Origin of the sequence: Vibrio sp. LB10LO1, assembly GCF_010092875.1 — a bacterium.
Lineage (GTDB): Bacteria > Pseudomonadota > Gammaproteobacteria > Enterobacterales > Vibrionaceae > Vibrio > Vibrio campbellii.
The window spans coordinates 13,403-38,140 of the sequence record NZ_JAADJW010000011.1 but is presented as its reverse complement, the minus strand read 5'-3'; the positions used below and the strand labels follow the sequence as shown (position 1 = coordinate 38,140).

Sequence of the window (24,738 nt, the reverse complement as noted above, 5' to 3'; positions counted from 1 at the left end):
TATGGCTTTTAGTTATTACTCATGGGTAAGCATCAATTAGAGTGAAGCCAAATAACCCAGCACATCCTCTTGAGTCAGCAAGCCACGATACTCGTTTTGCGAGTCACATAAAATCCATGGGAATTTGACCCTCGCTTTAACTAAAGCTTTCACTTCAGAGACGGGCAGGTTTGCATCTACTCTTTCAAGCTCTGTATTCATCACTTGGTTAACCGGACGCTTCCAGATACGGTTCTCTCGCTCCGATTCCAGATCCGTCCCCATCGCGGGTGTTAAATGCAAATTGATCTGCTCCCTAGTAATCAAACCAACACAGTGCCTTTCATTGATCACAACTAAGGGCGCATCGGGGCTAAGGTTCATGTATTCAACCGCTAGTGACAAAGGCTCGCCGGGATCTAAACGCCTCACATCACGATGACTGAGTGAGAGCAGTGATTCATCATGATTTGGTTTCACCACTATCCCATCAAACAACGGCTTGTGGCATTGCGGCTTATCCAATAAAACCAGAGGAACCGCTTGAGAGAATAAGTACCCTTGCATGTAATCAACACCAACGTTGGCTAGCACTTTCAATTCCTGTTCCGACTCAACGCCCTCCGCGACCACCTTTACATTGAGCTTATGGGCCAACTCAGTCATCATCTTAACGATGTTGAATTTCGTGCTGCCTTCTTCGATGTTCTTAACAAATTTGCGGTCAATCTTGATCAGATCAAAATGCCCTTTCTCCAAGTAAGAAAATGACGAGTAACCAGTACCAAAATCATCAATTGCTATCTTGATACCCTGTCCGCGCAACTCCTCCAACGCTACCGTATGCTCTTGGTCTTGCTCAAAATACGCCGTTTCTGTCAGTTCAATCGTAATTCGACTCGGGTCCACATCACTCTCAGAAATTAAGTCTAAAGAACTTTGCAGGACTTGGAGAGCGTCTAATTTGGTATTCAACGAGCGATTGATGGTTAAGCCAACATCTTCGCCGTAAATCTTTTGGATATGAGTTAATTGCTTCAGTGCTTTCCGACAGACCACATCATCCAAGGCGGCAATCAATTCAAGATCTTCCACCATCGCAATCATTTCCTGCGTATCGTAGGTTGTATTTTGATGATAAAAACGCGCTAACGCCTCAAACTTCACCACTTTCCCACTTCGAGTCTCAATGATAGGTTGGTAGTACACATCGACAAGTTGACTCTCAATTTGCGCTCTCAAAAATGCTTCAAGATGGGAACGCTTGACCAACTCATCGTGCAATTCACTGTTATAAAAACTGAAGTAATTTTGGTCATCAGACCGAGAAGAGATCATCGCTTGCGCGGCGTGGACTAATGCATGCTTGGGGTTGTCAGTATCGTAACCCAGTACTGATATCCCGGTTTGCCCTTCAATAATGACATCATGCATACTCGAACCCAACTCACTCCTTAATTCAACAAAAAAGCCTCTCAATGCAATTTGAATCAATCTCAAAGGGCTGAGCCATTGGCAACGAGGCGTTTGCAAACAGACGGCGAAAACATTTTTAGATAACTGACCCACAATACTCGCGTGGCGACTTCGCATTAAAAAATCAGCGAACCCAAGTTGCTGTTCAAGCGCCGTTTTTTCCGAGAAACAGGGGCGTAGAGCCATAACAATGCTCAAATCTTTGTTACTGTTTTCTCGTGCTAAATTTCCAAGCTGCGTTTCAAACTCATCACGTGGAGGCAAAAAGGCAGAATATTGTTGGGTTTGCTCACCCACTTTCTTCATCCAAAGCAGAGAAGCAGAAATATCCGACGAAACGCCAAGATACAGGGTTCGACCAGACGTAAAGTTAAGACGATAAATGCACAAATGGTGCGCTTGATGGTTTCCTTTTGAAGTGCGACTTAATAAGTTACCGCTCCAGTAGCCTGCTTGGTCAATCTGCTCCCACATGTCGTCGTAGAAAGCTTGGCTATGATGGTCCGAGCTAAAAATGTTGGTTTTCAAACCGATGATATCGCGATTTTCGTACCCCATCTGTTGCTCAAAAGCCCGATTACAACCCAGAATTCGAGTATCTTGGTCAGCAATCAATATCCCCACATTGGGCAAGTCAAAAATAGTTTCGAGGATTTTCGCCAATTCCTCACTGCCAGTGATCGTCAATTGAGGAATGACGGTACCTTGAACAATGTGATCATTCAGGCGCTCAAAGCTCATATCGACGTGAACGAGCATGGCTTCGTTTGACATTAAGCAACAAGACAAGTTGCCATGCCCTCCATGACGCTCTATCTGAGCAATTTTTTCTCTTGCAGCGTCTTGTTGCCCTAACAACATATGCTCCAGCAATTCATCCAACCCGCTAATCGGTTTCTTTAAACCAAATGCGGACATCATGCCCTTTTGGTCACATTCAAATTCTCGGGTCTGGATATCGTAAGACCAATCGATAACTTGAGAATGACCGGAGGCGGGCTGCACTTCTCCTTGTGCAATAGACACTAATTCACTCATAACCTAGCCCCCAGTTTGTATCAGCCATGAATACGAATATTGGCTACCCACGGTGTCGCCTGATTTTGCTGTAGTTTTATGATTGCAAAGTGGTCAAACACCATTTGGAACGTCGATACGCTCGGTCAATATTCAAAGTCAAAATGACGTGTGCATTAGCATGCACTTAATTAAATTATAGAAAGAGTTTTTGATAAGCACACTGTTGCTCAACAATAAATTTTCATCGTCTGCAAAGCCAATAACCATAAGGCTTTGAAGGACATAACGCAGTAAAAACCACCAGCCTAATTGCGAGTTATTTTCATCTAGCAATAAAACTTACTGAACTAAGCTTGATATGGGGACTTGGGTATAGATACCTGATTATCAAATCGCTATAATTCGCGCTCCCTGGAACAGAGAGCAAAATATGACCAACGACATTACTCCTATTCATGAGTACAAAAAATACTGGGCTGAGTGTTTTGGTACGGCACCTTTCTTGCCGACCAGCCGCAAAGAAATGGACGCCCTAGGATGGGATAGTTGTGACATTATCATTGTCACGGGTGACGCGTATGTAGACCACCCGAGCTTTGGTATGGCGATCATTGGTCGTCTTCTGGAAGCACAAGGCTTCCGTGTCGGTATCATTGCTCAACCAGAATGGAACAACAAAGATGCTTTCATGCAGCTTGGTAAGCCAAATCTGTTCTTCGGGATCACCGCGGGTAACATGGACTCGATGATCAACCGTTACACAGCGGACAAAAAGCTTCGTCACGATGATGCGTACACGCCAAACAACGAAGGCGGAAAACGTCCTGATCGTGCAACCTTGGTGTATTCACAACGTTGTCGTGAAGCCTACAAAGGCACGCCTATTGTTCTTGGCGGTATCGAAGCAAGTTTGCGTCGTGTGGCTCACTACGATTACTGGTCAGACAAAGTCCGTCGCTCTGTGCTGTTCGATGCGAAAGCGGACATTCTTCTTTTTGGTAACGCAGAGCGTGCCCTAGTAGAAGTTGCACATCGTCTTGCAGATGGCGAAGACATCTCGACCATGACCAACATTCGCGGTACTGCTGTTAACCTGCCAGCAGAGCCAGAAGGTTACACCGTTATCGATTCTTCTCGTATTGAGAAACCTCGTAAAGAAGCGTTCGTACCAAAGAACCCTTACGAAGTGGAAACTCAGTGCGATACCAAAAAAGAAGAGCCTGTTGCACAGCCAATCACGATTCGCCCATCACGTCATGATGCTGCGAATACAGCGGTGCGCTTACCTGCCTTCGAAAAGCTGCACAATGACCGTATTCTTTATGCGCATGCCAGCCGTGTTCTGCACTTAGAAACCAACCCATATTCGGGTCGTGCTCTACTGCAACGTCATGGTGACCGTGAACTTTGGGTAAACCAAGCGCCAATCCCTCTGACTACAGAAGAGATGGACTACGTATTCGGCCTATCGTACGCGCGAGTTCCTCATCCTATGTATGGCAAAGCAAAGATCCCTGCTTACGACATGATCAAAACCTCGGTTAACATCATGCGTGGCTGTTTTGGTGGCTGTTCTTTCTGTTCGATTACTGAGCACGAAGGCCGTATCATTCAAAACCGTTCACAAGAATCCATCATCAATGAGTTGGAGGAAATCCGCGACAAAGTGCCTGGCTTTACCGGTACGATTTCTGACTTGGGTGGTCCAACGGCAAACATGTACCGTCTTGGCTGTAGCGATCCAAAAGCAGAAGCAAACTGTCGTCGCCCTTCTTGTGTGTTCCCGGGTATCTGTAACAAGCTAAACACGGACCACAAGCACACCATCGATCTTTACCGCGCAGCACGTAAAGTAGAAGGCGTGAAAAAAGTTATGATCGCATCTGGCGTACGTTACGACCTTGCGATTGAATCACCGGAATACGTGAAAGAGCTTGTGACCCACCACGTAGGCGGTTACCTGAAGATTGCACCTGAGCATACCGAGAAAGGCCCACTGGATCTGATGATGAAGCCGGGCATGGGCACTTACGATCGCTTTAAAGAAATGTTTGAGAAGTACAGCGCGGAAGCAGGTAAAAAACAATACCTAATCCCTTACTTCATCTCAGCACACCCAGGTACAGAAGACGAAGACATGCTGAACTTGGCACTATGGCTGAAGAAGAACAACTTCGAGTGTGACCAAGTACAGAACTTCTACCCATCGCCAATGTGTAACGCAACGTCGATGTACTACTCAGAGACTAACCCTCTGAAACGCGTGAAGTACAAACAACGTGAAGATGTGCCAGTGGCGAAAGGTGAACGTCAGCGTCGCCTACACAAAGCCCTACTTCGCTACCACGATCCAGCGAACTGGCCAATGATCCGCGAAGCACTGATCAACATGGGCAAGAAGCACCTGATTGGTGATAAGCCAAACTGTCTGGTTCCGGCAGAAGACATTGATGCGCAAACACCAGCACAACGTCGTAAGTCTGGTCGTCACGGTGCAAACCGTTTTGCGACCAAACACACCAAGAATCAACCGGGTTTCGGTGGTCACTTGAACAAACGCTCTGAAGGTGGCTCTCGCGACGGCAAGCCATCTGGCAACCGCAACGGTTCAGGTAAAGCGCAAGATGGTCAAAACGGCCAAGGTCGTGGCAACCAAAACGGTCAGCGTCCTAATACTGGGTCACGTCCTGGTAGCAACAACCAAAACCGTTCAAACGGTGCGGGCTCACAAGGTCAAGGTCGTCCTCAAGGACAAGGCAAACCAGCGGGTCAACGCAAACCTAAACGCCGTTAATTAAACATGGCTTGAATACTAAAAGGGCTCCAGAGGTAACTCCGGGGCCTTTTTTTGTATGCAGCTCTCAAAAGTCCCTATCACAACTCACAATTAGGCTCTAACTCCCTTAAGCCCTATCGATACAAAAAATGGTATGGGCCAACCAACTTATTGGAAAAACAAACAACTTTTTGGTTAAAGCAGAATCTGGAAAGAATTAAACCACTGATTTTTAGTCATTTTATTTTGGTGCGATATTTGCCTAATGGAGTAAAACTCTTAAACATAGGCCGACGATGAGTAATCCACTTCCCCCGAAAACTTCGATGTTTTGGCACGACAACAGCTATACCCACGAAGAGGCTGTTCAAGCATTTGAAAGCGATGGCACGTTGAAATCTCTGAATACCGTTCCAACCAACGCATCCGATGATATGGCTGGCTCGCCTCCAGAGCGCAGCATGTTTTGGGAGGGAGAAACCAAGAAAATCGATCCGCCACCGCCGTCTGAACCAGAACCTCTCAATTTAAAAACCGAGAAAGAACCAACAGAGGCTTTACCGGCACATTTCATCCCTGTTCGCTACGCCATCGATCAGCTAGAAACAGAAAAAACACAACCTTTTGGTTTGCCTGAAGAATGGAGAGGCCAAGGCCCAGCTAAACTCAATACCGTTGGCTACACCCTGCGTCAGCTTCGCGATGGTTGGTTGTATGTCTATGATGCAATCAACAAAAGCCTAGACGAATACGAAATCAAAGGAACGCAATTCACGCTCTACAAGCTAGGAGAGTCGGAAAGCCCAGAATCCGAACAGCGAGGGACGCCAGAAGGTGCAAAACCTTTCCTTACCTACGAAGACGGGAGTGTGCTGTCGATTTGTTACTCTGAACACCGTTGGACATGGAACATGTTCATGCGCGTCCTTAACAATCCGAGTAATCATATCGATCGCATGCAGACTGTTGTTCTGTCTGCAAACGAGAATCAGCACAACATTGCACCAATCGATAAGTTAACTCAAGTGGCTGATATTGAATCTTCCGCCGTTGATGATGGGCGTTTTTCGGATTCTGGCATCGCTACCAAAGCTGATGAAGATGGTTCTATCTTTAAACCTGTCGCAGCCGAGGGTGACTTAACCTCTGCGATTCCAGAAGAAGAGTCGGGCTACTTCGTCGCGATAAAAGATTACGCCGCAGACATTCAAGATATGTCGCTGCATTTTGTTGGTGCTGCAAGCCCATACCGCCTTTTCACTGACCAGTTTTCAAACCAGTGGAGCTTGATGCAGACTGCCATGCAACTGTGTATGTTCGGGGCAAGTGACGAGATAGACATGCCAGCTAGCGTTAAGCGTAACAGTGAAGAGCTGTCGTTTTATACCGACATGGCTGAGTATTATGATTCCTCTAACCAACTTGATTTGGCAGAGCAGAATAAAAGCTCAGTTCAATCAGGCTATCCTGCTAAATTTTCCGCTGGAGCGATTGAATCACACCAACATACCCAAAGTGACATTGCCAAAACAATACAGGACAAATATCGAATTTCTGCAAGCCGATTTGGTAAATACGAACAATGGATAGCGACTGAACGCTGGCGTAAGCAGCTCAACTGGAAGCAAATGCTGAGCGAGATGCAAGAGCTGTCAGAACAAAAAGAAACCATGCTAGCCCAAGTTGTCTCGGTAAAAAGGGACTTTATTGCTGTAATGGAATCTTTGACACCGCATCATCTCGAGAGAACCTTCGACCTATACAGCGAAGATACGCAGTACAGCTTGTATCAACTTCATAAACAAGCGGTTGAGTCATTTACTCTGGTGATGCAAGAAGAAGACCGCCAATGGGCTGAAAGCCAATGGGAGAAACCAACCAGTTTACTTGCTCTCTATGCCTCTGGGTTCAGCCGAAGCTTATTTAAAGTAATAGAGAAGAATATTACTGAGGCGCAGAATGAACAGTCGATCGCCTCGGAAAATTCTGATGCTGATAATCAGTTGATGGACCAGATCTCTGCTACAAGCAACCGTGTGAGCATGTACTCTAAGATCATGGATTTTGTTTCCAACCCAAACACTGCGGAAACGGACTTTCTCAAAGATATCGCCAAAGGCTTCCAAGAGCTGGATATTATCTTTAAATCAGCAATAGGTGCGCTTGCAAAAGGAGTTTTAGAGTTTGGCGTTAGCATGACTTCACAAGCATCGATTATGCTGATGCCTGTTTTTGCTAAACCTCTGAACCGCCATAGCTATTATTTGTTTGCTGTTATAGCAGAGCATATGGCACACAATATGCCCGTAACAATAAAAGAAGGTTACGCTCTCGATTTTAAAAAATGGAAAACACGCGTAAATGATTATCTGATTAAGCTCGAAAAAAATGATGCAATCATTGCTGACTTCCAGAAAAATAACCGCAAAGCTGACTCTAAATACACAGCAGCTTTAAAAAATAAAAAGGCTATTAAGAAGGCGCTCGCTGTGGCTACATTGGAGTACCCACAGCGTATTGTATTACCCGATGATCTGCCTCAAAAAACCGTCGAACTGCGAATGCGACTCGTGACTAATAAGCTCAATGATTTGAATAAACTGTTCGAGAATGCAGGTGGCCTAGGCTTTATGGCATTAGTATTTAACTGCATCGCGCTTGGTGATGCCATGAGTAGTATCCAAGACACTGGGTTAATGTCCTCAGATGAATTTTTAGATATCCAGCAAAAGCTTTTATATACAGCCAACGCTTGGACGGGGATTCGTACGGGTAAACTGTGGAACCAAGTAAAAGGAAATGACAAGCTCAGAAAAAAATCATTTAATACGTTAAAGTCTTTAGTTTCAAATCAAGTAGAAGGCTATGAAAACCTGGCAATTGATGATCTAAAGGTCTTCAATAAATGGCTTGCTATCACAGGAGCTCTCGGAGCCCTAGCCTCGGGTATAGAAGCGTACCGTTCTTGGTTCAAAATTGATAACCTCACAGGTCAAGAGCAAATTTTCGAGCGCATCAATTTTTACTCATTATTAACGCTAACAGGTACTAGTGTAGTTCAGGTGCTTGGGGCGACAGGGGCTCTAACAACAACTTTTACCTTTGGTTGGCCGATGATGTTTGTCATAGCAGCTGCTACAGCAATTTATCTACTGAATAACTACATTAGGAACAAAAATAAACTAGATGAATACCAGAAGTGGTTAGATAATTTACCCTGGGGCTATAGCGCAAATCGATTAAGATGGAGTCGTTCTGAAGTGTTATTAGAAAGAAACATGCACAATTCAGAAGTCGTTCAAAAAGCACTATTTGATTTGCACACTATTATGGAACAACCAACAATATATCAACAGCCGATACTGCGAGTAGCGCCTAATTCACAAACCCAATATCCAGCAGTGAAACAGGAGTTATCTGGTATTGAACTACATATTCAGCTCCCAATTAGTGCAGCAAGAAACGGAATCAAATTCAGAACAAATACTGCGGCAACTGAAGAGGAATTGATATCAGGTGTTTGGCACGCAGGAGTCGAATTGGAAACCCTGACTAGCTCGACTAACTCTTCAGATTCTCAAAGTATTTATAAGTTGAATTTACCCATCAAAGGCTCGACTGACTACTTAGCATTGGAGATAGAGTACATCCTAGACGATGAAAGCGAATCAAGCCGTAAGTACTGGTTCCAAAACAGTGCAAAACAACGTGCAACCTATACAGCAATTTCAGACAATACTAAACAAGCAGCAATCATAAGCTCATTGAACTCGAGTGTTAGTGAACTTAGCTTACAGGAGTAACCCTTTGGCCTATTTACCATTTTACATCACCCCAGAAGAGCTTGCTGCTTACCAAGAGGCACAAGAGCATGAGATTTCTTCTGGTCAAGGCTTTAAAAACTGGCAAACAAAAAATGTCGAAGAAGCTTCTAGATACATTTATTTGAAGATGACTTCGATTCCTGCAGCTATCTTCATTATTCTCTTTTTCGTACTTGCTGATTTAAACAATTTATCATCCGCACTAACTCTAGCTAGCGGGTTTTGTTTATCCACGTCAGTTATATATTTTCTTTTGAGGCTCAACTTTGTCAAAAGGTATACTTATACCTTATCTGATAAAGGCTTTGTCATTAAGTCACAAAGTACTGTGCCGCGTTGGATGAACAATGCTACACAAGCTGTCGGTTGGATTGGTGCTATCGTATGTATATTAATGGTCGTACTTGTTGGCCCAATGGCGCTAGCAGGCGCAGGTGCCTTTATATTGGTTTCCTTTAAAATGCTTAAACGCCAACCAGATGAAGTAGCCGAAATTAAAGTTGGCGAACGTGAGGATTGGCTGTTCGCCTACTACAACAAAAAGCGTAAAGTGATTCGCTTCTACCACAAGTATGACGAGTGTTCCAAATGGAACCTAGAGAAGCATACCGTCTTCAGAGCTCAAACTCGTGGTTATAGCTACATATTCTTTAGGACTGTTCAAGACCTTGATGCAATGTTAGAGACTCTTTCAAACAAGTACGGCATTGAATGTATTGATTTTCCAGACCATAAAGCGTTTTTTGAAGGAAGACCTGAGCCTCGAATTGAAGATATCCCTTCTCGTAGCCTTGAATTTCCGGTAACCGATACCTTTGACCTTAGGGCTCAAAACGCCCCGCTTCCTGAATGGCGACGTATTTACAACGGAAAATGGCAAACTGAATCTGAAATCGAACGCTTAAAAGCGGCTGGTGAACAACAAACTACCCCCGCTTCATAGTTCACAACAAGCATTAAAAAGGGCTCCAGAAACAACTCTGGAGCCCTTTTGCTTTGTTTGATTTACGTGGATAGCTATATTATTTCGCTACGTTGCCTGCAACGTTCAGTGCATCCCATGTACGTGCGAATGGTGGTGCGTAGCAGAAGTCCATATAGCCTAGTTGCTGTGTGGTCATCTTCGCAGTGATGGCAACAGCGAGTGCATTGATTCGGCCTACAGCGCCCTTCTTGCCAACGATTTCACCGCCAAGCAATACATTGGTTTCTGGGTGGTAAACCAGCTTCACTTTAATGTCTTCTTGACCTGGGTAGTAGTCGGTTTGGTTCTTATCTGAAATGGTTGAAACCTTCACTTCCAAACCGTGTTCTTTAGCAAGAAGTTCCGATACGCCTGTGCATGCAAGTTCGTAGTCCAACACTTTCAAGCAAGACGAGCCTAAGAAACCACTCATGTAAGTGTCTTTGCCTGCAAGTTTGTCAGCCATCATGCGCGCTTGCTTGTTGGCAGTGGTTGCCAGTGGAACATACACTGATTTGCCTAGCGCCATATGGTGAACCACGGCACAGTCGCCAGCAGCGTAAATGTGTGCATCTTCTGTTGCGCCAAACTCATCGACTAGCAATGCGCCGTTCGCTGCTTTTGGTAACTCGAACGCTTCTGTGTTTGGTTTAAAGCCAAGTGACATGATCACAACGTCTGCTTCAACATTGCCGTTGTCGGTTTCTACGATGTAACCGCCCTGCTCTGCGTCGCGAATGGCTGATACGCTGCAACCGGTTTTAAGCTCAGCGCCAGATTCACGAATCGCGCCTTCTACCACTTCAATCATTTCTGGGCTGAACTGACGGCTCATCACGTGTTGTTCGCGCTCAATGATGGTGACGTGTTTACCTAGTAGGTGCGCTGCATCGAACACTTCAAGGCCGATAAAGCCGCCGCCGATAACACAAACGCGTTGTTTGTTGCTGTCCTTAAGCGCTTCTTTTACTGCCAAACCATCTTCCATGCTGGTTAGCGTGTATACGTGCTCTGGGTTGAACTCACCGAACGATGGCACGATTGGGCGTGCGCCAGTGGCAATCACTAACATATCGTAATTGATGGTGCTTTCTTCGCCTTGGTGACGAACTTTGATCTGCTTTTCTGTGCGGTCTAGTGCCACCATTTCAGTTTCAATGCGCACGTCTAAACCAGATTTAATCGCTTGTTCTGGCGTTCGAGAAATCATGCGCTCAGTGTCATCAAACATGCCACCAGCAAAGTAAGGTAAACCACACGCACCAAACGAGATGTAATCGCGCTTATCCAGCACAATCACTTCATCCGATGGCTGATTACGTTTGTATTTCGCTGCGAAACTCATACCTGCAGCGCTACCGCCTACGACAACAACTTTCATATTTATTACCTAAATAACCTGAACTCAGGAAAAACGGAGAGCACCCGCGTTGGGTGCTCTTTATTAAGTTTGGAAATTACACTGCTGCTTCTTTTGTTACTGTTGCAGTAACGTCAGCATTGTATTGCTCAGTGTTGAGTGAGCCATTCTTCTTCGCGGTTAGTACACCTGACAACATTGAGCCAGAGATGTTAAGCGCGGTACGAGCCATGTCGATTAGCGCTTCGATAGAAACCAGAATCGCCACAACCGTAATGTCTAGACCCATGATAGTTAGCACCGCTACTGCTGCGAACGTTGCACCGCCACCAACACCTGCGATACCGAATGAAGCAATCGCGATGACAGCAATCAGTTGTACGATGAAGCCTAGGTCAACTGGCATACCCATTACTTGAGCCGCCATGATAGCTAGCATTGCTGGGTAGATACCCGCACAACCGTTCTGACCGATACTGGTACCGAATGTTGCTGACATGTTTGCTGTTTCTTCGTCCACACCTAGACGTTGAGTTTGAGTTTCAACGTTTAGTGGGATTGCTGCCATGCTTGAGCGAGAACCGAAACCAAACACTAGCACTGGCCAGATTTTCTTCATGAACTTCGCAGGAGACAGACCGAACATAGACACCATCACGAAGTGGATAGCGAACATTACACCGATTGCCACGTAGCTTGCTAGTAGGAAGCGACCCATTTCTGCTAGTGCGAACAAATCGTTTGTCATCATGAACGTGGTCATCAGAGCAAATACACCGTAAGGCGTCAGCTTCAGGATCTCACGTACCATTGAAAGTACTACTTCTTTTGCAGAGTTGATGAAATCAACGAAGTTTTGCACTTTCTCAGGCTTACGGTTTTTCACTTGCAGGATACAGTAACCAAGGAACATACCGAACAATACTGTTGATAGTGTTGAAGTACGCTCAGAGCCCGTTAGCATGTCGAAGATGTTAGTTGGGATGATTGACAGTGCCATACCTGACAGACCGCTGCTCGCCATTGCATCTTGCGTCGCTACTAGTGCATCACCACGAGCTTCAATCGCACCGTTGGTACCAATTGTGCTCACTAGTGCGTTTGCATCGATACCGAATAGGTAAATACTTGCGATGCCCACTGCCGCAGAGATAGCACAAGTGAAAAGTAGAATACCGATGATTTTTGGTGCGATACGCGATAGTGCACCGCCGCCTTCTACGTTCATGATCGAAGAGATCATCGCCACAAATACTAGTGGGATTACGATCATTTGTAGAAGCTTGATGTAGCCTTTACCGAACACAGAAATCAGTTCAGCAAAACCTGCCGTTGCAACGTTGCCTACGCCGAATACGAGCTGAATTGCACCGCCGAATAACAAGCCAGCAGCAAGCGCACTCAGTACGCGGAAGTTAAAGCTTTTCTTTTGTTTTTTGAAGTTCGCAAGTAATGCGTAGAACCCAAAGAACAGGATGCTCAATCCAATAAATGAAACGCTCATGAGAATCTCCTATTGATACCCATTTATGTCCGAAAATCGGTTATTTTTTGTATGCAATGGCTTCAACTTCAACCAATGCGTCTTTTGGTAGTCTTGCTGCTTCAACACAAGAGCGAGCAGGTGCGTTTTCTGTACCAAATACCTCTGTGTACACTTCGTTAAATGCGGCGAAGTTTTCCATATCTGATAGGAAGCATGTTGTCTTCAATACTGTGTCTAGGCCCGCACCGCTTGCTTCTAGAACCGCTTTTAAGTTCTCTAGAGACTGACGAGCTTGCTCTTTGATGCCGCCTTCAACAAACTGCATGGTTTCTGGAACCAGTGGTAGTTGGCCTGATGTGTAAACCATTTCGCCATAAGCTGTACCTTGAGAGTAAGGGCCGATAGCTGCTGGTGCTTGCTGCGTGGCAATGATCTGTTTCACAATGTAACTCCTAAGTTATTAATTTTATTCTGATTTAAATTCACGGATAAACTTGTAAACCGCCTGACGGCTGATCCCAAGTTGCTCTGATACTTGTGTTGTCGTCTCTTTAAGCTCGAATACGCCGTTATCAAACAGGCAGCGAATGATGGCTTTGTTACGACCTTTTGCTGAAATCGTCTCGTCTTGATCCACTTCTTGCGTCGCTGCACTCAACGCTTGTTTGATGACATCATTCGCGTTGTTGCTGAACGTTTCGCTGACTAGGGTTTGCGATACATTGCATTGCGGCATCAGTGTTTTAACGATTTCAGGGAATGGGAAAGATAAGTTCATGTTGATGCACAGCATGCCTATCGGCTTTTGCTCTGGACCAGCCAAAATGCAAGTGGTCGATTTCAGTAGCGAGCCATCGGCTGCATTAGTGAAATAACTCTTCGGAGAGACCTCGCCCGTTTTCTCGAATGTGCTCCACATACGTAGACCCAAATCGGTGATAGGCGAGCCAATTTCGCGGCCAGTGTGGTGCCCATTCACGATCTTCACGACTGAATTTTCTAAGCTTTCAAATGAATGAATAACCACTTCACAGTACGGTCCGATCAAATCGGCAATCGTGTCTGCTAAACGAAAGTAGTTGCTTAAACATTCTCTGTCTTCGTCGGTGAATCGAACTTGCTTTACACTCATCATTTCGGTTTACATTTTTGAACTCAATGACTGGAAAGTACTCCTTTCGAGTTAGTTGAGCAATACAGAGTAAACTTCTGTAAACCTAAAGAATGCGCTTAAAACACCGTCAAAAATCGAAGAATTGATCGAAATCACGCACAATAGTTGAGCACGATCACTAAAAACATATGAATTGGGTTTAATTTCTTAAACCTCATCAAAGTTTAAATATTTAAAACCAAAGATTGCATTTTTGAACACTTTAATGATCTAGAACAAGTTCTGAAAATCAGTAAGAACCAAATACGGTAACAATCGATTTGAAGCGCAACTCGATTTATAAAATCAACGTCAATTACAGCACTCTCAAAAGGACATTAGATGAATAAAACATCACCATCACCATCACCATCACCATCACCAGCGACTTAAATTCCATTCCATGCCTATAAGACGAAATAAGATTGGAAAAGACGCAGTGATTAAGGAAAAAGTTGAAATAGAAGAAATTGAGAAGAAAAAGCCGAGCAAGTGGAAACCCGACTTGAAGTACATTAAGCGTTGATTAGAAATGTGTTTAACTAAACAAAAGTGACGCGATGCATCTTCCTTGGTTGGTCCCCATAATCGATGACCGCGTAATGTTGAGTGCAACGATTATCCCAAATCGCTACAGAGCCTGGTTGCCACTTAAACCGAACTTGATATTCAGGCTGACGAGCAATCGCAAACAATTCGTTTAACAGCTGCTTACCTTCCGTATGCCCCACTTCATTGATATGACGAGTAAACTGCTCATTAATAAATAGGGTTTCCTTGCCCGTTTCCGGGTGTATTTTTATCACTGAGTGCACAACGGGTGGATGTAGATGAGAAACTTCAAGCAGTCGATGATGCCAATCAAGCTCAATATCTTCCTCAGCAACCTCTTCAAAGGCAGTAAGAGAATGGGTTGCAGACAACTGTCTTAACTTCGTTTTCATCGTATTGTCGAGCGCATCAAAAACGGCAGTCATAGAAACCCAAATCGTATCTCCGCCAGTATTCGGGACGTGTTGAGCATGCAGAATCGCCCCTTTAGAAGGCTGCTCTCTCCAAGTTAAATCGGTATGCCAGTAACTCTCGAGTGGCGCATTGCCTTTGGTGGTTTCAATAATACTGACTTGAGGCGAGGACGCGACGTTGGGAAAGAAGGGATGAGCAGGCTCCAATTCCCCAAAGTACTGAGCAAGTTCTAACTGCTGCTCAGGCGACATAGCTTGACCATCAAAAAAGATAACTTGATGTTCCGTTAGGGCTTGATAAATTGCTTCCAGATCTTCTGCATTGCAGTTGGCCAAATCTATGCCATGAATACGCGCACCGATATGCGGAGTGATTGGCTCAATCTCTATCATTACAACTCTCTTGATGTTGATTCTTATCAGACTACAAAGACCATAGCATGCACGAATTACTTTCAAGCCACTTTTTATCTGCACAATTTAATTCAAAAATCGACGACCGAATGATACACCGACCTGTAGTCACTTTGATGACATAGCAGAACACCAATCGATCCCCGTTTCAATTAGATGGCCTGAAGCAATCAAATAGCCCGAAGTAATCAAATGGGAATGAGGCTACATGACTCGGTTCATTCAACGTTTAGTTCGAGACAGAAAGCTATTGCGAGTAGCGACTTAGGCACAGCTCAGTGCCTAAGCCTCATATTTAAAACTGTTCGCTGTTAAGCATCTCCCAATATTGATTCAACACTTGAATATCATCGGCACGTTCTACAGCTTTCGGGTGGCTCTCTCTGATGAAGTCGATATTTTCCTTCACTGCTGGGTAGGATAGAACCTCGCGCTCTTTCAAGATAGAGGGTTGGATCGCAACGCCAGAGGTGTCCAGATCTTCAATTGAATCTGGTTTATTTTTCATCCACATCTTCTTCATTAACACTGCCGCTTTGACCATACCGGAACGACCATCTCCTAGTGCACAGTGGACCAACACAATTCCATTGTTTTCATCGATCAAATCTACAATGCGAGTAACGATATTATCGATTTGTATACTCGTTGGCTGTGTGTTTGCTTGAACAGAGAAAAAGTCTTTTATGTACGTAGTCCGGTTCGAAATGTAGTCGATACCTTTTGCTGATAACTGCTTTTTCAGAGCAACGATTTCGCCTGATGACATACCTGAGTCTAGAGAAATCAAAGCCGACACATTTTGCGCTTTCAAGTTCTCCGCAAAATTTACCAGCTGAGCACCAGTCGAGTAATTCTTATTTGGTCTGCCAATCGAACCCAAACTTTCATTTGCGTGAATATTTATATTTTGAATTGCCTTTTTTTCTCCCGCAGCAGAGACTGCTGTTCGCTTGGTAAACACAGGCTTGTGAGAAGGCTTTAACTTATACTTTGCAGGAGTTCCGTTACTATAATTCGTATTTCCCCAATCTACCTGAGTAGGTACCGTGCCGAACTTCTTTAACTTGACCTCAACAGGTATGCCTAACTTTGAGGCGGCAATAAATCGATGCTGACCATCTAAAATATGAATCCTACCGGTTTTGGGCGCCCTCCAACCGGTAATACTCACAGGTTCATCAGCTTGTCTTACTATCGCGATCTTCTCATCAATAATAGATGGGAACACCTCTGGCTGCGCTGGCAGTGGGATAGAATCATCTAGGACACGCTTGCCTACGGGCCCTTTCCCGTTGTAACACCAGTCAACCGTCTCGAGAATAACGCTGTCGGTTCCTAAGCCAAATGCCTTATTGACGGTGGCGCTACCCGCTCCCCCGCTCAAACCAAGCGTTTGTATCTTCTGTAATCGCTCTCTTGTTTCTTTCATCACTTGATAAGAGTGAATTTCTTTGAGCCTCGTTTTTATCTCGTTGATGCGGTTATTGGGTATCACCTTTGATCTTCGCAACAAATTATCTGATATGTCCTCGGCCACCGCTCTCAAGAACGCATTCTTAGAAACTCTTACTAATCTGATATTTTTGATAACTGAAGATGAAATCAAACTCGAAATTTTTACGTTTATCGCCCGAGCCAAAGGTGCAAAAACCGGAATGAAATCATAAACAAGAGCGATCGCGTCTATCAGAATCGATTCTGCATCAGACACATTAAACTCGTAGCCCGGATCGTTAATAACCTTACCTGCGAATTGAAAGAATGGCAGCTTCTCGCTCAAAGATATTTCGACCAAACTCTGAGAGTAATACAACTCTTTCATCTCAATAGCTTTATCCTTCAGGGAAAGACCAAACTCTTTTTCTACCAGATTATTGAGAACATATTCTTCTTGGAAATCGACGACCGGTATCCCCTGCTTTTTAAAAGCATGGGCAATAAGGTTGAACTTAAGCATGGTAGATTCCTGTATCGCATCCCATGCATAGTTACTGAACTTATGATTCCTAAGTAGAAAAGGTTCAGGATCTTTTATCGATTTAAGGAATGAAGTAGAAATATCAAATACATCAAGTAGTTGCTTTAATTGGTCATAATTAACGCTTTTCCAGTTTTCATCGCTTCGAGGTAATAGTGATATGAAGTCTTGAATAGCTTGCATATGCTTTTCACTATTTAAATACATAACCTGATGCTGAAAGTTCAAAGTACTGACTAAAACATATTGACCTTTACTGTCTTGTGCTAATACCAATCGTCCACTTGCACCTAAATGTGTTTGCAGCATGAATATAGCGGGCTTTATAGCGAGAGAAATCGCTTCGGCTGTTGGTGATGACATAAAAGAATGAACAAAAAGAGCCAGGAAAGCCTTAATACTTTCATCTGCATTCGGAAACTTTTCATTCACTAATTGAAAGACATCTGCCATTTTTTCAGCTTTGCTTTCTATATAATCATCTAGGATGTTACTTATCGCTTCCTCACTATAGAATGGGAGTATAAGATCCAGTGACGCAATCACTTTAACTGTATCTTTCAAGAGAGTTGGCGATAGACTTAGATTTTCAATTAATTCACTCGTATCTTCATGCACCTGACTCGTTTTATATAATAAAAGTTGTTCATAATAAGATTTATCCGTGTCAAAGTGCTCCCTTGGTTTTAGTGATTCAATTTTAAGTTTGGAATCCGTTGTATTTGAGCCTAAATCAGTAACCAAAGATATTACTTTCAATAAAGTTGAAACTTCATTTAAGACATCGATATTTTTTGATGACTCATAGACATTCACACTATCAAAATCACCTTCTTCTCCGGTGATGATAGCCTTAGTATTAACCACTCTATATTTTAAAGGTGAATTTTCTTCATATTGACTGTCAATGAGCACTTTTAGAGGCACATTATTGGTAATCAGAACCTTTTCTATCTCGCTATCAGTTCCAGTCACGGGGGCATTTATATCGCTGTTCATCTGAAATATTACAGCATGAGCCTTGTCATAAATGTCTCGCTCGACCCCTCGCGAACATTTTTGATAGATTTCAATTTCACTCTGAGTGTCAATGAGAACTTGTTTAATGTCACTTTCTTTTAGGCTTTCAGTTAAGTTTCGCCCTAAAATCCTTTGAACAATCTTCTCACTTTTTTTCTTTATTTCTTTTGAGTCTAACTGACTCGACAAACTGTCACCAATAGTTACCTCTTCTTTAATGACCTTCCCATGCAAAATATCTATTATTATTTGTTTTTCTGATTTAATGAAAACATGAAACAATGCATTTTCCAATCTTGAAATAACATTAACCTTTTCTGAAGTCAGCCTATTAACATAATGAGTTATCTCTTCACCATACAAAATACCACTATCTTGATCGAAGCATTCCTGAAGGTGATTAATATAAACCATAGCTCTTGACAGAGTCGATTTAACGGCTAAGTTTCTGGATTTATTGTTGTTATCATACCTATCATTCACCACAGAAAATATACTTCCGACCATATTCTTAATATATTTAATCGAGTTTAACTCATCAATTATACTAATGATAAGATCTCTTCTAGAGTAATATTCATCTTTTAGAGCAAGAACCTTTTCTTCTCTTATCCCTTCGTTAATTAGTTCTAGCGCTTGAGATAAGCGAGATATCTTAGAATAAATATCCGTCTCATCGTTATAAATATCATCAATTACTTTTATGGTTATTTCTTTATAATCTTTTGTAAATTGCATCGTTTCTAATATTACTTTGGTGTTTTTCTTTTAGCGGGCTTGCTCTTGATTTATAAATCACGACAAAGTATAAAACAAGTTGATAACAAATCAATGGAATATAAATTACATAAAACTTAACAAAAACCAACAAAAGTGTAGGATTAAGAATTAATCATATTCACTTCTATTTTTTATAGGCAATTTTTAAATAATATAAAATAATTAAACATTAAGAATGGTTTATGCTAATTATAACTAATCGTCAGTTTGATCCTGTAACTCATAATTTCTCACCTACGAACAGCTTAAATGACTACTATCATTATTGTCTGTACCGAGGAAATAAACTCTATGACGTCGGCCGTAACTCCTGGTTAAGCGAGTTGTTGGAGATGAAACCCACCCACCTGTTCATTTATATCCATGGGTTTAATAATCAACCAGAAGAAGACATCATTCCGCAAGTGAGAAAGATGCAGTCGATTCTGGACAAGTTCCATAGTCGAAGTCTAGTTATCCCTATTATCTGGCCATGCGATAATGATCTTGGGCTTGTCAAAGATTATTGGGATGATAGAAAAACAGCGCGCCTTTCTGGGCTGATGCTTTCAGAAGAGTTAATTGCTATGCTGGACGGTATAAAAGCCAACAGTCAAAGTGAACTAAAGATCTCCGTAATCGCCCACTCAATGGGAAATACAGTCCTATTAAATTGCCTTCACAATCTTAATAAGGCTCTCAGCACGAGCGAACTCCCAAGGCTCTTTGAGAATGTCTTTTTGATGGCACCAGACATCGCCAACGATATGCTAGAAGACGGAAAAAAAGGGCGTTCTCTTATGCAGAGCGCGAAGAATGTCGTCTGCTTCTACGCCAGCGACGACTATGCGATGCCAGCTAGTATGATCATGAACTTTGATGAACGGTTTTTCACTCATCGCTTAGGTATGTACGGCCCTAAAACACCCGTTTCAGGCCTTGAGATAATAGACTGCTCAGGTTTCAATCAGCAGTTTGATTTTCCAACAGGACATACGTACTTTCTTGACGAAAACAGCCCTGTTTGGGAGAGAATAACTCGCGATTTGGAGTGATCAGATAGGGAAAATCGAACGAGAATTCTTATTATTGAATCTCCTCCGATGTTAGTAAGCTCTGCAGAGCTAGCCATAATCAAAGTAATTTGCTTTCTTTATGACGAATAGCATCGACATAACGAAAACAAAATGGCCGAGTGCACATTGCACTCGGCCTGATTGGATGAGAGCAGTAGTAGCGGGTTAAGACAGCTTAAACTTACTCAGTTCACCGTGAAGATCGCTCGCTTTTACGGTAAGTTCGTTACTGATCTCTACTGAAGAGGTCATAGTGTCCATCACCTCTACTGCGGTATCGTTGATGATCACCACATTACGGTTGATCTCTTCCGATACAGAGCTCTGCTCTTCTGCTGCCGAAGCGATTTGGTTGTTCATGTCGTTGATGACTTCAATCGCTTGGTTGATTTCAGACAGCGCTAGATGTGCCGCTTGCGTCTCGCCCTTAGTATCGGTCGCTTGTTTTTGGCTTTGCTCCATCAGCACAACGATCGATTGCGTTTCTTGCTCTAGTCGAGCCAGCATTGCGCGGATCTCTTCCGTCGACCCTTGTGTGCGGTTTGCAAGGTTACGAACCTCATCGGCCACCACCGCGAAACCTCGGCCAGCCTCACCTGCGCGTGCAGCTTCAATCGCTGCATTAAGCGCTAGTAAGTTGGTTTGCTCAGCAATACCGCCAATTTCACTCAAAATGCCCTGAATTGCCGTGCTGGAATCCACCAGATTCTGCGTTTGTTGCTGCGCATCGTTGACTTGCATTGCCAAGCTATCCACCGCACTCGCAGCGTTATCCATACGCGTCATGCCGTTCAGGCTATTGCTTTGTACTTGGCTTGCCGCAGCGGCTGCTTGAACCGCAGAGTTCGCTACTTCCTGTGCGGTTGCACTCATTTCATTGATCGCCGTTGCTAACGAGTTTACTTCGTTAACCTGAGCATTCAATTGGTCGCGAGAAGCCGCAGCACGTGTTTGGCCTTCTGTTGCGTTCTTATCCACTTGATCTGCGGTTGCCATTACGGTCAATAGCATCTCTTGCATACGGGACAAGAAGGTATTGAACCAATGTGCCAGTTGCGCGGTTTCATCTTTACCTTTCACTTCAATACGGTAAGTCAGATCACCCTCACCTTGCGCCGCGTCTTTAAAACGTTCAACCAAGTTGTTCAACACTTTGCCAAGCGAGTTTGCAATGAATGCCATCGCGGCAATGCCTAAAATAGCAGCGAAGATCCCCGCCCACACACCTTTTTCAAGCGCTTCCGAACTCTGCCCATCACTCCATTGCTGGTACTCGTCGACGCTTTTTGTGAGGTGACTACTGGGAACCGACACCATAACTACCCATGGCGCATCACTGGTATCGATAGCAGTGATCGCATACTCATCACCATCAAAAGCGATAAGGCCAGCACCATCGCGCTTCGCGACTGACTGAATGTTTGACCACTCGGCAGCCAGGTCTGAAGAAACTTTCTTACCCACCATTGCACCATCTCGGCTGTTTGCCAAGGTAATACCTTTCCAAGAGGTGATAAGAATTTTACCCTTGCCATCAAACAAGTTACGCGCCGATTGTTCACTCTGGTTTTGCAGTTCATACAGAGACAAATCAAAACCAAGCGAACCGATGATCTTGCCATCTTGTTTGATCGGTTGGCTGATGGTTGTAATCAGCTCTTGCTTGCCTCGTACAGGATAAAAGTACGGCTCCATGACGAAAGTTTTGCCCGTTTCGTAAGGCATTAAGTGCCAATCGTCTTTGCGTTCGCCACTGCTGTTTAGCTCTGTATTGCTAAAACTTTCCATCGCCACTGCATCAAAACTGTTTTGATCATTTGGCGAGAAGAAAGGCGCAAGGTAACCTTGGCTGTTAAAACCGTCTTCAGGATTAAGCGTCACTTGCTGTGGCCAAGTTTTGTCTTGCCAAACCATGTAGCCTGCAAATACCGCTTTGTTTTGTGCTTCTAGCGCGGCAGTAAACTGTTTAACAATAAGGTCTGCACTTGCGTTAGTTTCTGAGCTCAACTCGATGATCGAACGTACTTGCTTCAAGTTTGCAAGTACAGGATCAAGCTGGGTCGCAATATTCAGACCTTGCTGAATCGCGGTGTTTTGCAGATCGGTACTGGTCGCATCCGTCAATTGCGCTTTTACTTTCTCGTTCACTTGCTTGTTCACGTCAGTAAATGCATCGGTAGTCATACCCATTGCAATCAACAAAGTGAACGCCATTGCACCGCCCGCACTGACTGCGATTCGAGTACGTATACTGTTAAACATAGTCACCTCTGTAACTGATGATAGATTGGCATTATTTTTAGAAATTTCATGGATTTTAAACAACAGAGGTGAACAGAAGACGTCAAGATATGAACAGAAAGAGAATAAAAAGATCAAACTTGTTAACAGCGTAACGTATGTGGTCAGTTTTATATTTTTAACGTATGAGCCCTACAATAAATAAAGCCTTCCAATAATCTGTCTAAGTCATTGTATTTATAGAATATAAACTCAAATAATAAAATGCATTTTATACGAAAGTATTCATGCATTTTTACTCTTTTTTACTGAGTATTAGATTACTCAAACCGTGACTCGAGTCACAGTTAATTTTCTTCATATCCCTGTTTTTATTGCAGTTATTTACTCCCTGAAATGAAAGTAAGGCTCATTGTTGGCTAAAGACCCACTTTGAGCTGAGTAAGTAATTACTCATCATGCCGACCAATATTCCCAGAGCCAGAGCGAGGAACACCATATAGCCTTGTGTTCCGAACATAAGCGTCCAACCTTTAAAAGCGGCAAAGTTAGGCACTGCACTAATGCAAGCACTCGCCATAAATTTAAGCCACTGATACAACGGGTTATGTTTGTCTGCTTGAGAGAAAGTAAGCCAGCGATTGCCTAGCCAAGTCGTGGTTGCTGCAAACAAAAAAGCGATGCTGCGAGCAACCATCAACTCCAAGCCAGCCACATGGAATAACAAGGAAAAGATGAGGGTATCGACCACAAAGCCGATACCACCAACCAGAGCAAATCTTTCTAACGAAGAAAGCCTTGTTAACGAAGCAAATTTTAGTAATTTGCCCACTCCGTTACCCCATCACACAGGTATAGAGTGAACGTTTCGATTTGGCTGTGAAGTCGTTAGTACAGCTCAAAGCGTTATCGTGAATAACCACATCCACTTGTTGCGATTTACCAATCAGGTGGAATTTCTTCAGGTTATTTAAGTCATTGGCATCTTCCAGCTTTTTCGCCTGGCCATGGCTGTAAAACTGGCCAGAGAACGGTCGTTTGCCAATGTAGAATACAGGTGCACTATCATCAATTTGCTCGAAGATAATACGGTCACTGCGGCTGTCTGCTTTGCCCATATTCAATACCAACATTGCAATCATAAGCAGTACCGGTAGTACCGCAGCAGTCCCGGTTACCCACTTAAAGTCATTTTTATCCACCAGCATCGCCACCAAAATGCCCAGAGCTGGAATGCCCGGTAGAACGTAAGCAGGCAAAATATTCCCAGCCATCGTGAACAGAATCATTGGTGAAATCAGCCAACAGATCAGGAAGCTAAATAGACCTTGATGATCAGTTTCAATGGCTTTGAGCACCTTACGACGCTTCCACGCCAAGATAGGCAATACGATTGACCAAGGCGCTGCCGATTGCAGCCAAAATACCCAGATCATCCCACGTGGTTGATCGTGTGCGGAACCGTACAAATCCCCTTGCCAGCCACTCACGACAAAACGCTTAAAGTGTTCGCCAACAATGAAGTAATCAATAAATCCCGGTGTCGCCATCTCTGCCATGATGTACCAAGGCAGAGCAATCGCGGACATCAACGCCAAACCTGACACAATAGGAAAACGCTGCCACAACGCTTTAAACGCCCCAAAAAAGCCGTGCTGAATCACCAACCAAGGGAACACTGCAATCCCCATGATCACGATGGCTACCGGTCCTTTTGCGAGCAAGCCACAAGCCAGACCAAAGAAACCAACATATCCCCACAGGCGGCTGTGTTTATCTTTACCAAGCCAGCAGTAGTAGAATCCAACCATTGCCATCGTCATTGCGAGAGTGAGCGCCATGTCTGTCATCACCGCGCCCGCAGCAATGGAGAAAATGCCACACGTCGCCAATACTAGCGCTGCGATCAACGCGCTAGTACCCGCTCGATAAGCCATAAAGGCAATAAAGAAGATCGTCGCAACACCAGCCAACCAGTGTGGTGCACGCACCGCGAATTCATTCAATCCAAACACTTCAATGCCATAAGCACTCATCCAAGTGAACAGCGGCGGCTTACCCCAAAAAGGGACACCGTAATCAAACTGAGGGGTGAGCCAATTACCCGTTTCCACCATCAAGCGTGCCATTTCGCCGTAGCGGGCTTCTGTGGTGTCCATCAAAGGGTAAGTCGCAAGTGAAATAAGACGGAGTAAAAGCGCAAACGCCAACAACAACCACAGATGGGTTTTATTAATACTCATG

At 43.9% G+C, this 24,738-nt stretch carries 14 protein-coding genes; 4 read left to right on the top strand and 10 right to left on the bottom strand.

Going from position 1 to position 24,738, the window contains the following annotated elements; all coding sequences use genetic code 11:
• Nucleotides 1-36: 36 nt before the first annotated feature.
• Nucleotides 37-2,493 (bottom strand): EAL domain-containing protein, encoded by a 2,457-nt coding sequence (locus GXP65_RS09960; protein ID WP_162092706.1) that lies wholly within the window; start codon nt 2,491-2,493, stop codon nt 37-39.
• 412 nt (nt 2,494-2,905) lie between these two features.
• Between GXP65_RS09960 and GXP65_RS09955 the strand changes: the two genes are divergently transcribed.
• From GXP65_RS09955 to GXP65_RS09945, 3 genes are all read left to right on the top strand, one after another.
• A complete protein-coding gene (locus GXP65_RS09955; protein WP_162092705.1) occupies nt 2,906-5,269 on the top strand; it encodes a YgiQ family radical SAM protein in 2,364 nt (787 codons plus the stop codon).
• A 278-nt stretch (nt 5,270-5,547) separates the two neighbouring features.
• Nucleotides 5,548-9,054 (top strand): T6SS effector BTH_I2691 family protein, encoded by a 3,507-nt coding sequence (locus GXP65_RS09950; protein WP_162092704.1) that lies wholly within the window; start codon nt 5,548-5,550, stop codon nt 9,052-9,054.
• A 4-nt stretch (nt 9,055-9,058) separates the two neighbouring features.
• A complete protein-coding gene (locus GXP65_RS09945; RefSeq protein ID WP_162092703.1) occupies nt 9,059-10,018 on the top strand; it encodes a hypothetical protein in 960 nt (319 codons plus the stop codon).
• Between the two features lie 79 nt (nt 10,019-10,097).
• On the opposite strand, the gene GXP65_RS09940 is transcribed toward GXP65_RS09945, so the two are convergent.
• From GXP65_RS09940 to GXP65_RS09915, 6 genes are all read right to left on the bottom strand, one after another.
• Complete coding sequence (locus tag GXP65_RS09940) at nt 10,098-11,420, bottom strand: CoA-disulfide reductase (RefSeq protein WP_162092702.1); 1,323 nt, start codon at nt 11,418-11,420, stop codon at nt 10,098-10,100.
• 76 nt (nt 11,421-11,496) lie between these two features.
• Nucleotides 11,497-12,903 carry a cation:dicarboxylase symporter family transporter gene (locus tag GXP65_RS09935; protein WP_038885039.1) on the bottom strand — a complete coding sequence of 469 codons (1,407 nt, stop codon included), beginning with the start codon at nt 12,901-12,903 and terminating at the stop codon, nt 11,497-11,499.
• A gap of 40 nt (nt 12,904-12,943) precedes the next feature.
• Nucleotides 12,944-13,327, bottom strand: coding sequence for a RidA family protein (locus GXP65_RS09930; protein WP_005431102.1), 384 nt, complete (start codon nt 13,325-13,327; stop codon nt 12,944-12,946).
• 24 nt (nt 13,328-13,351) lie between these two features.
• Entirely contained in the window at nt 13,352-14,020 is a 669-nt protein-coding gene (locus GXP65_RS09925; RefSeq protein ID WP_038889944.1) for a PAS domain-containing protein, read from the bottom strand.
• Between the two features lie 560 nt (nt 14,021-14,580).
• Nucleotides 14,581-15,396: a TauD/TfdA family dioxygenase gene (locus GXP65_RS09920; protein WP_162092701.1), complete on the bottom strand. Its 816-nt coding sequence runs from the start codon at nt 15,394-15,396 to the stop codon at nt 14,581-14,583.
• 316 nt (nt 15,397-15,712) lie between these two features.
• A complete protein-coding gene (locus GXP65_RS09915; protein WP_240334988.1) occupies nt 15,713-19,156 on the bottom strand; it encodes a dual specificity protein phosphatase family protein in 3,444 nt (1,147 codons plus the stop codon).
• A 224-nt stretch (nt 19,157-19,380) separates the two neighbouring features.
• Between GXP65_RS09915 and GXP65_RS09910 the strand changes: the two genes are divergently transcribed.
• Nucleotides 19,381-20,232: an alpha/beta hydrolase gene (locus GXP65_RS09910; RefSeq protein ID WP_162092700.1), complete on the top strand. Its 852-nt coding sequence runs from the start codon at nt 19,381-19,383 to the stop codon at nt 20,230-20,232.
• 186 nt (nt 20,233-20,418) lie between these two features.
• Here GXP65_RS09910 and GXP65_RS09905 read toward each other — a convergent pair whose 3' ends face one another.
• The 3 genes from GXP65_RS09905 to GXP65_RS09895 all read right to left on the bottom strand — a co-directional run bounded on the left by GXP65_RS09905 (nt 20,419) and on the right by GXP65_RS09895 (nt 24,737).
• Complete coding sequence (locus tag GXP65_RS09905; RefSeq protein WP_162092699.1) at nt 20,419-22,515, bottom strand: methyl-accepting chemotaxis protein; 2,097 nt, start codon at nt 22,513-22,515, stop codon at nt 20,419-20,421.
• A 388-nt stretch (nt 22,516-22,903) separates the two neighbouring features.
• Nucleotides 22,904-23,326, bottom strand: coding sequence for a GtrA family protein (locus GXP65_RS09900; RefSeq protein WP_162092698.1), 423 nt, complete (start codon nt 23,324-23,326; stop codon nt 22,904-22,906).
• A gap of 4 nt (nt 23,327-23,330) precedes the next feature.
• Nucleotides 23,331-24,737: a glycosyltransferase family 39 protein gene (locus GXP65_RS09895; protein WP_162092697.1), complete on the bottom strand. Its 1,407-nt coding sequence runs from the start codon at nt 24,735-24,737 to the stop codon at nt 23,331-23,333.
• Nucleotide 24,738 lies beyond the last annotated feature (1 nt).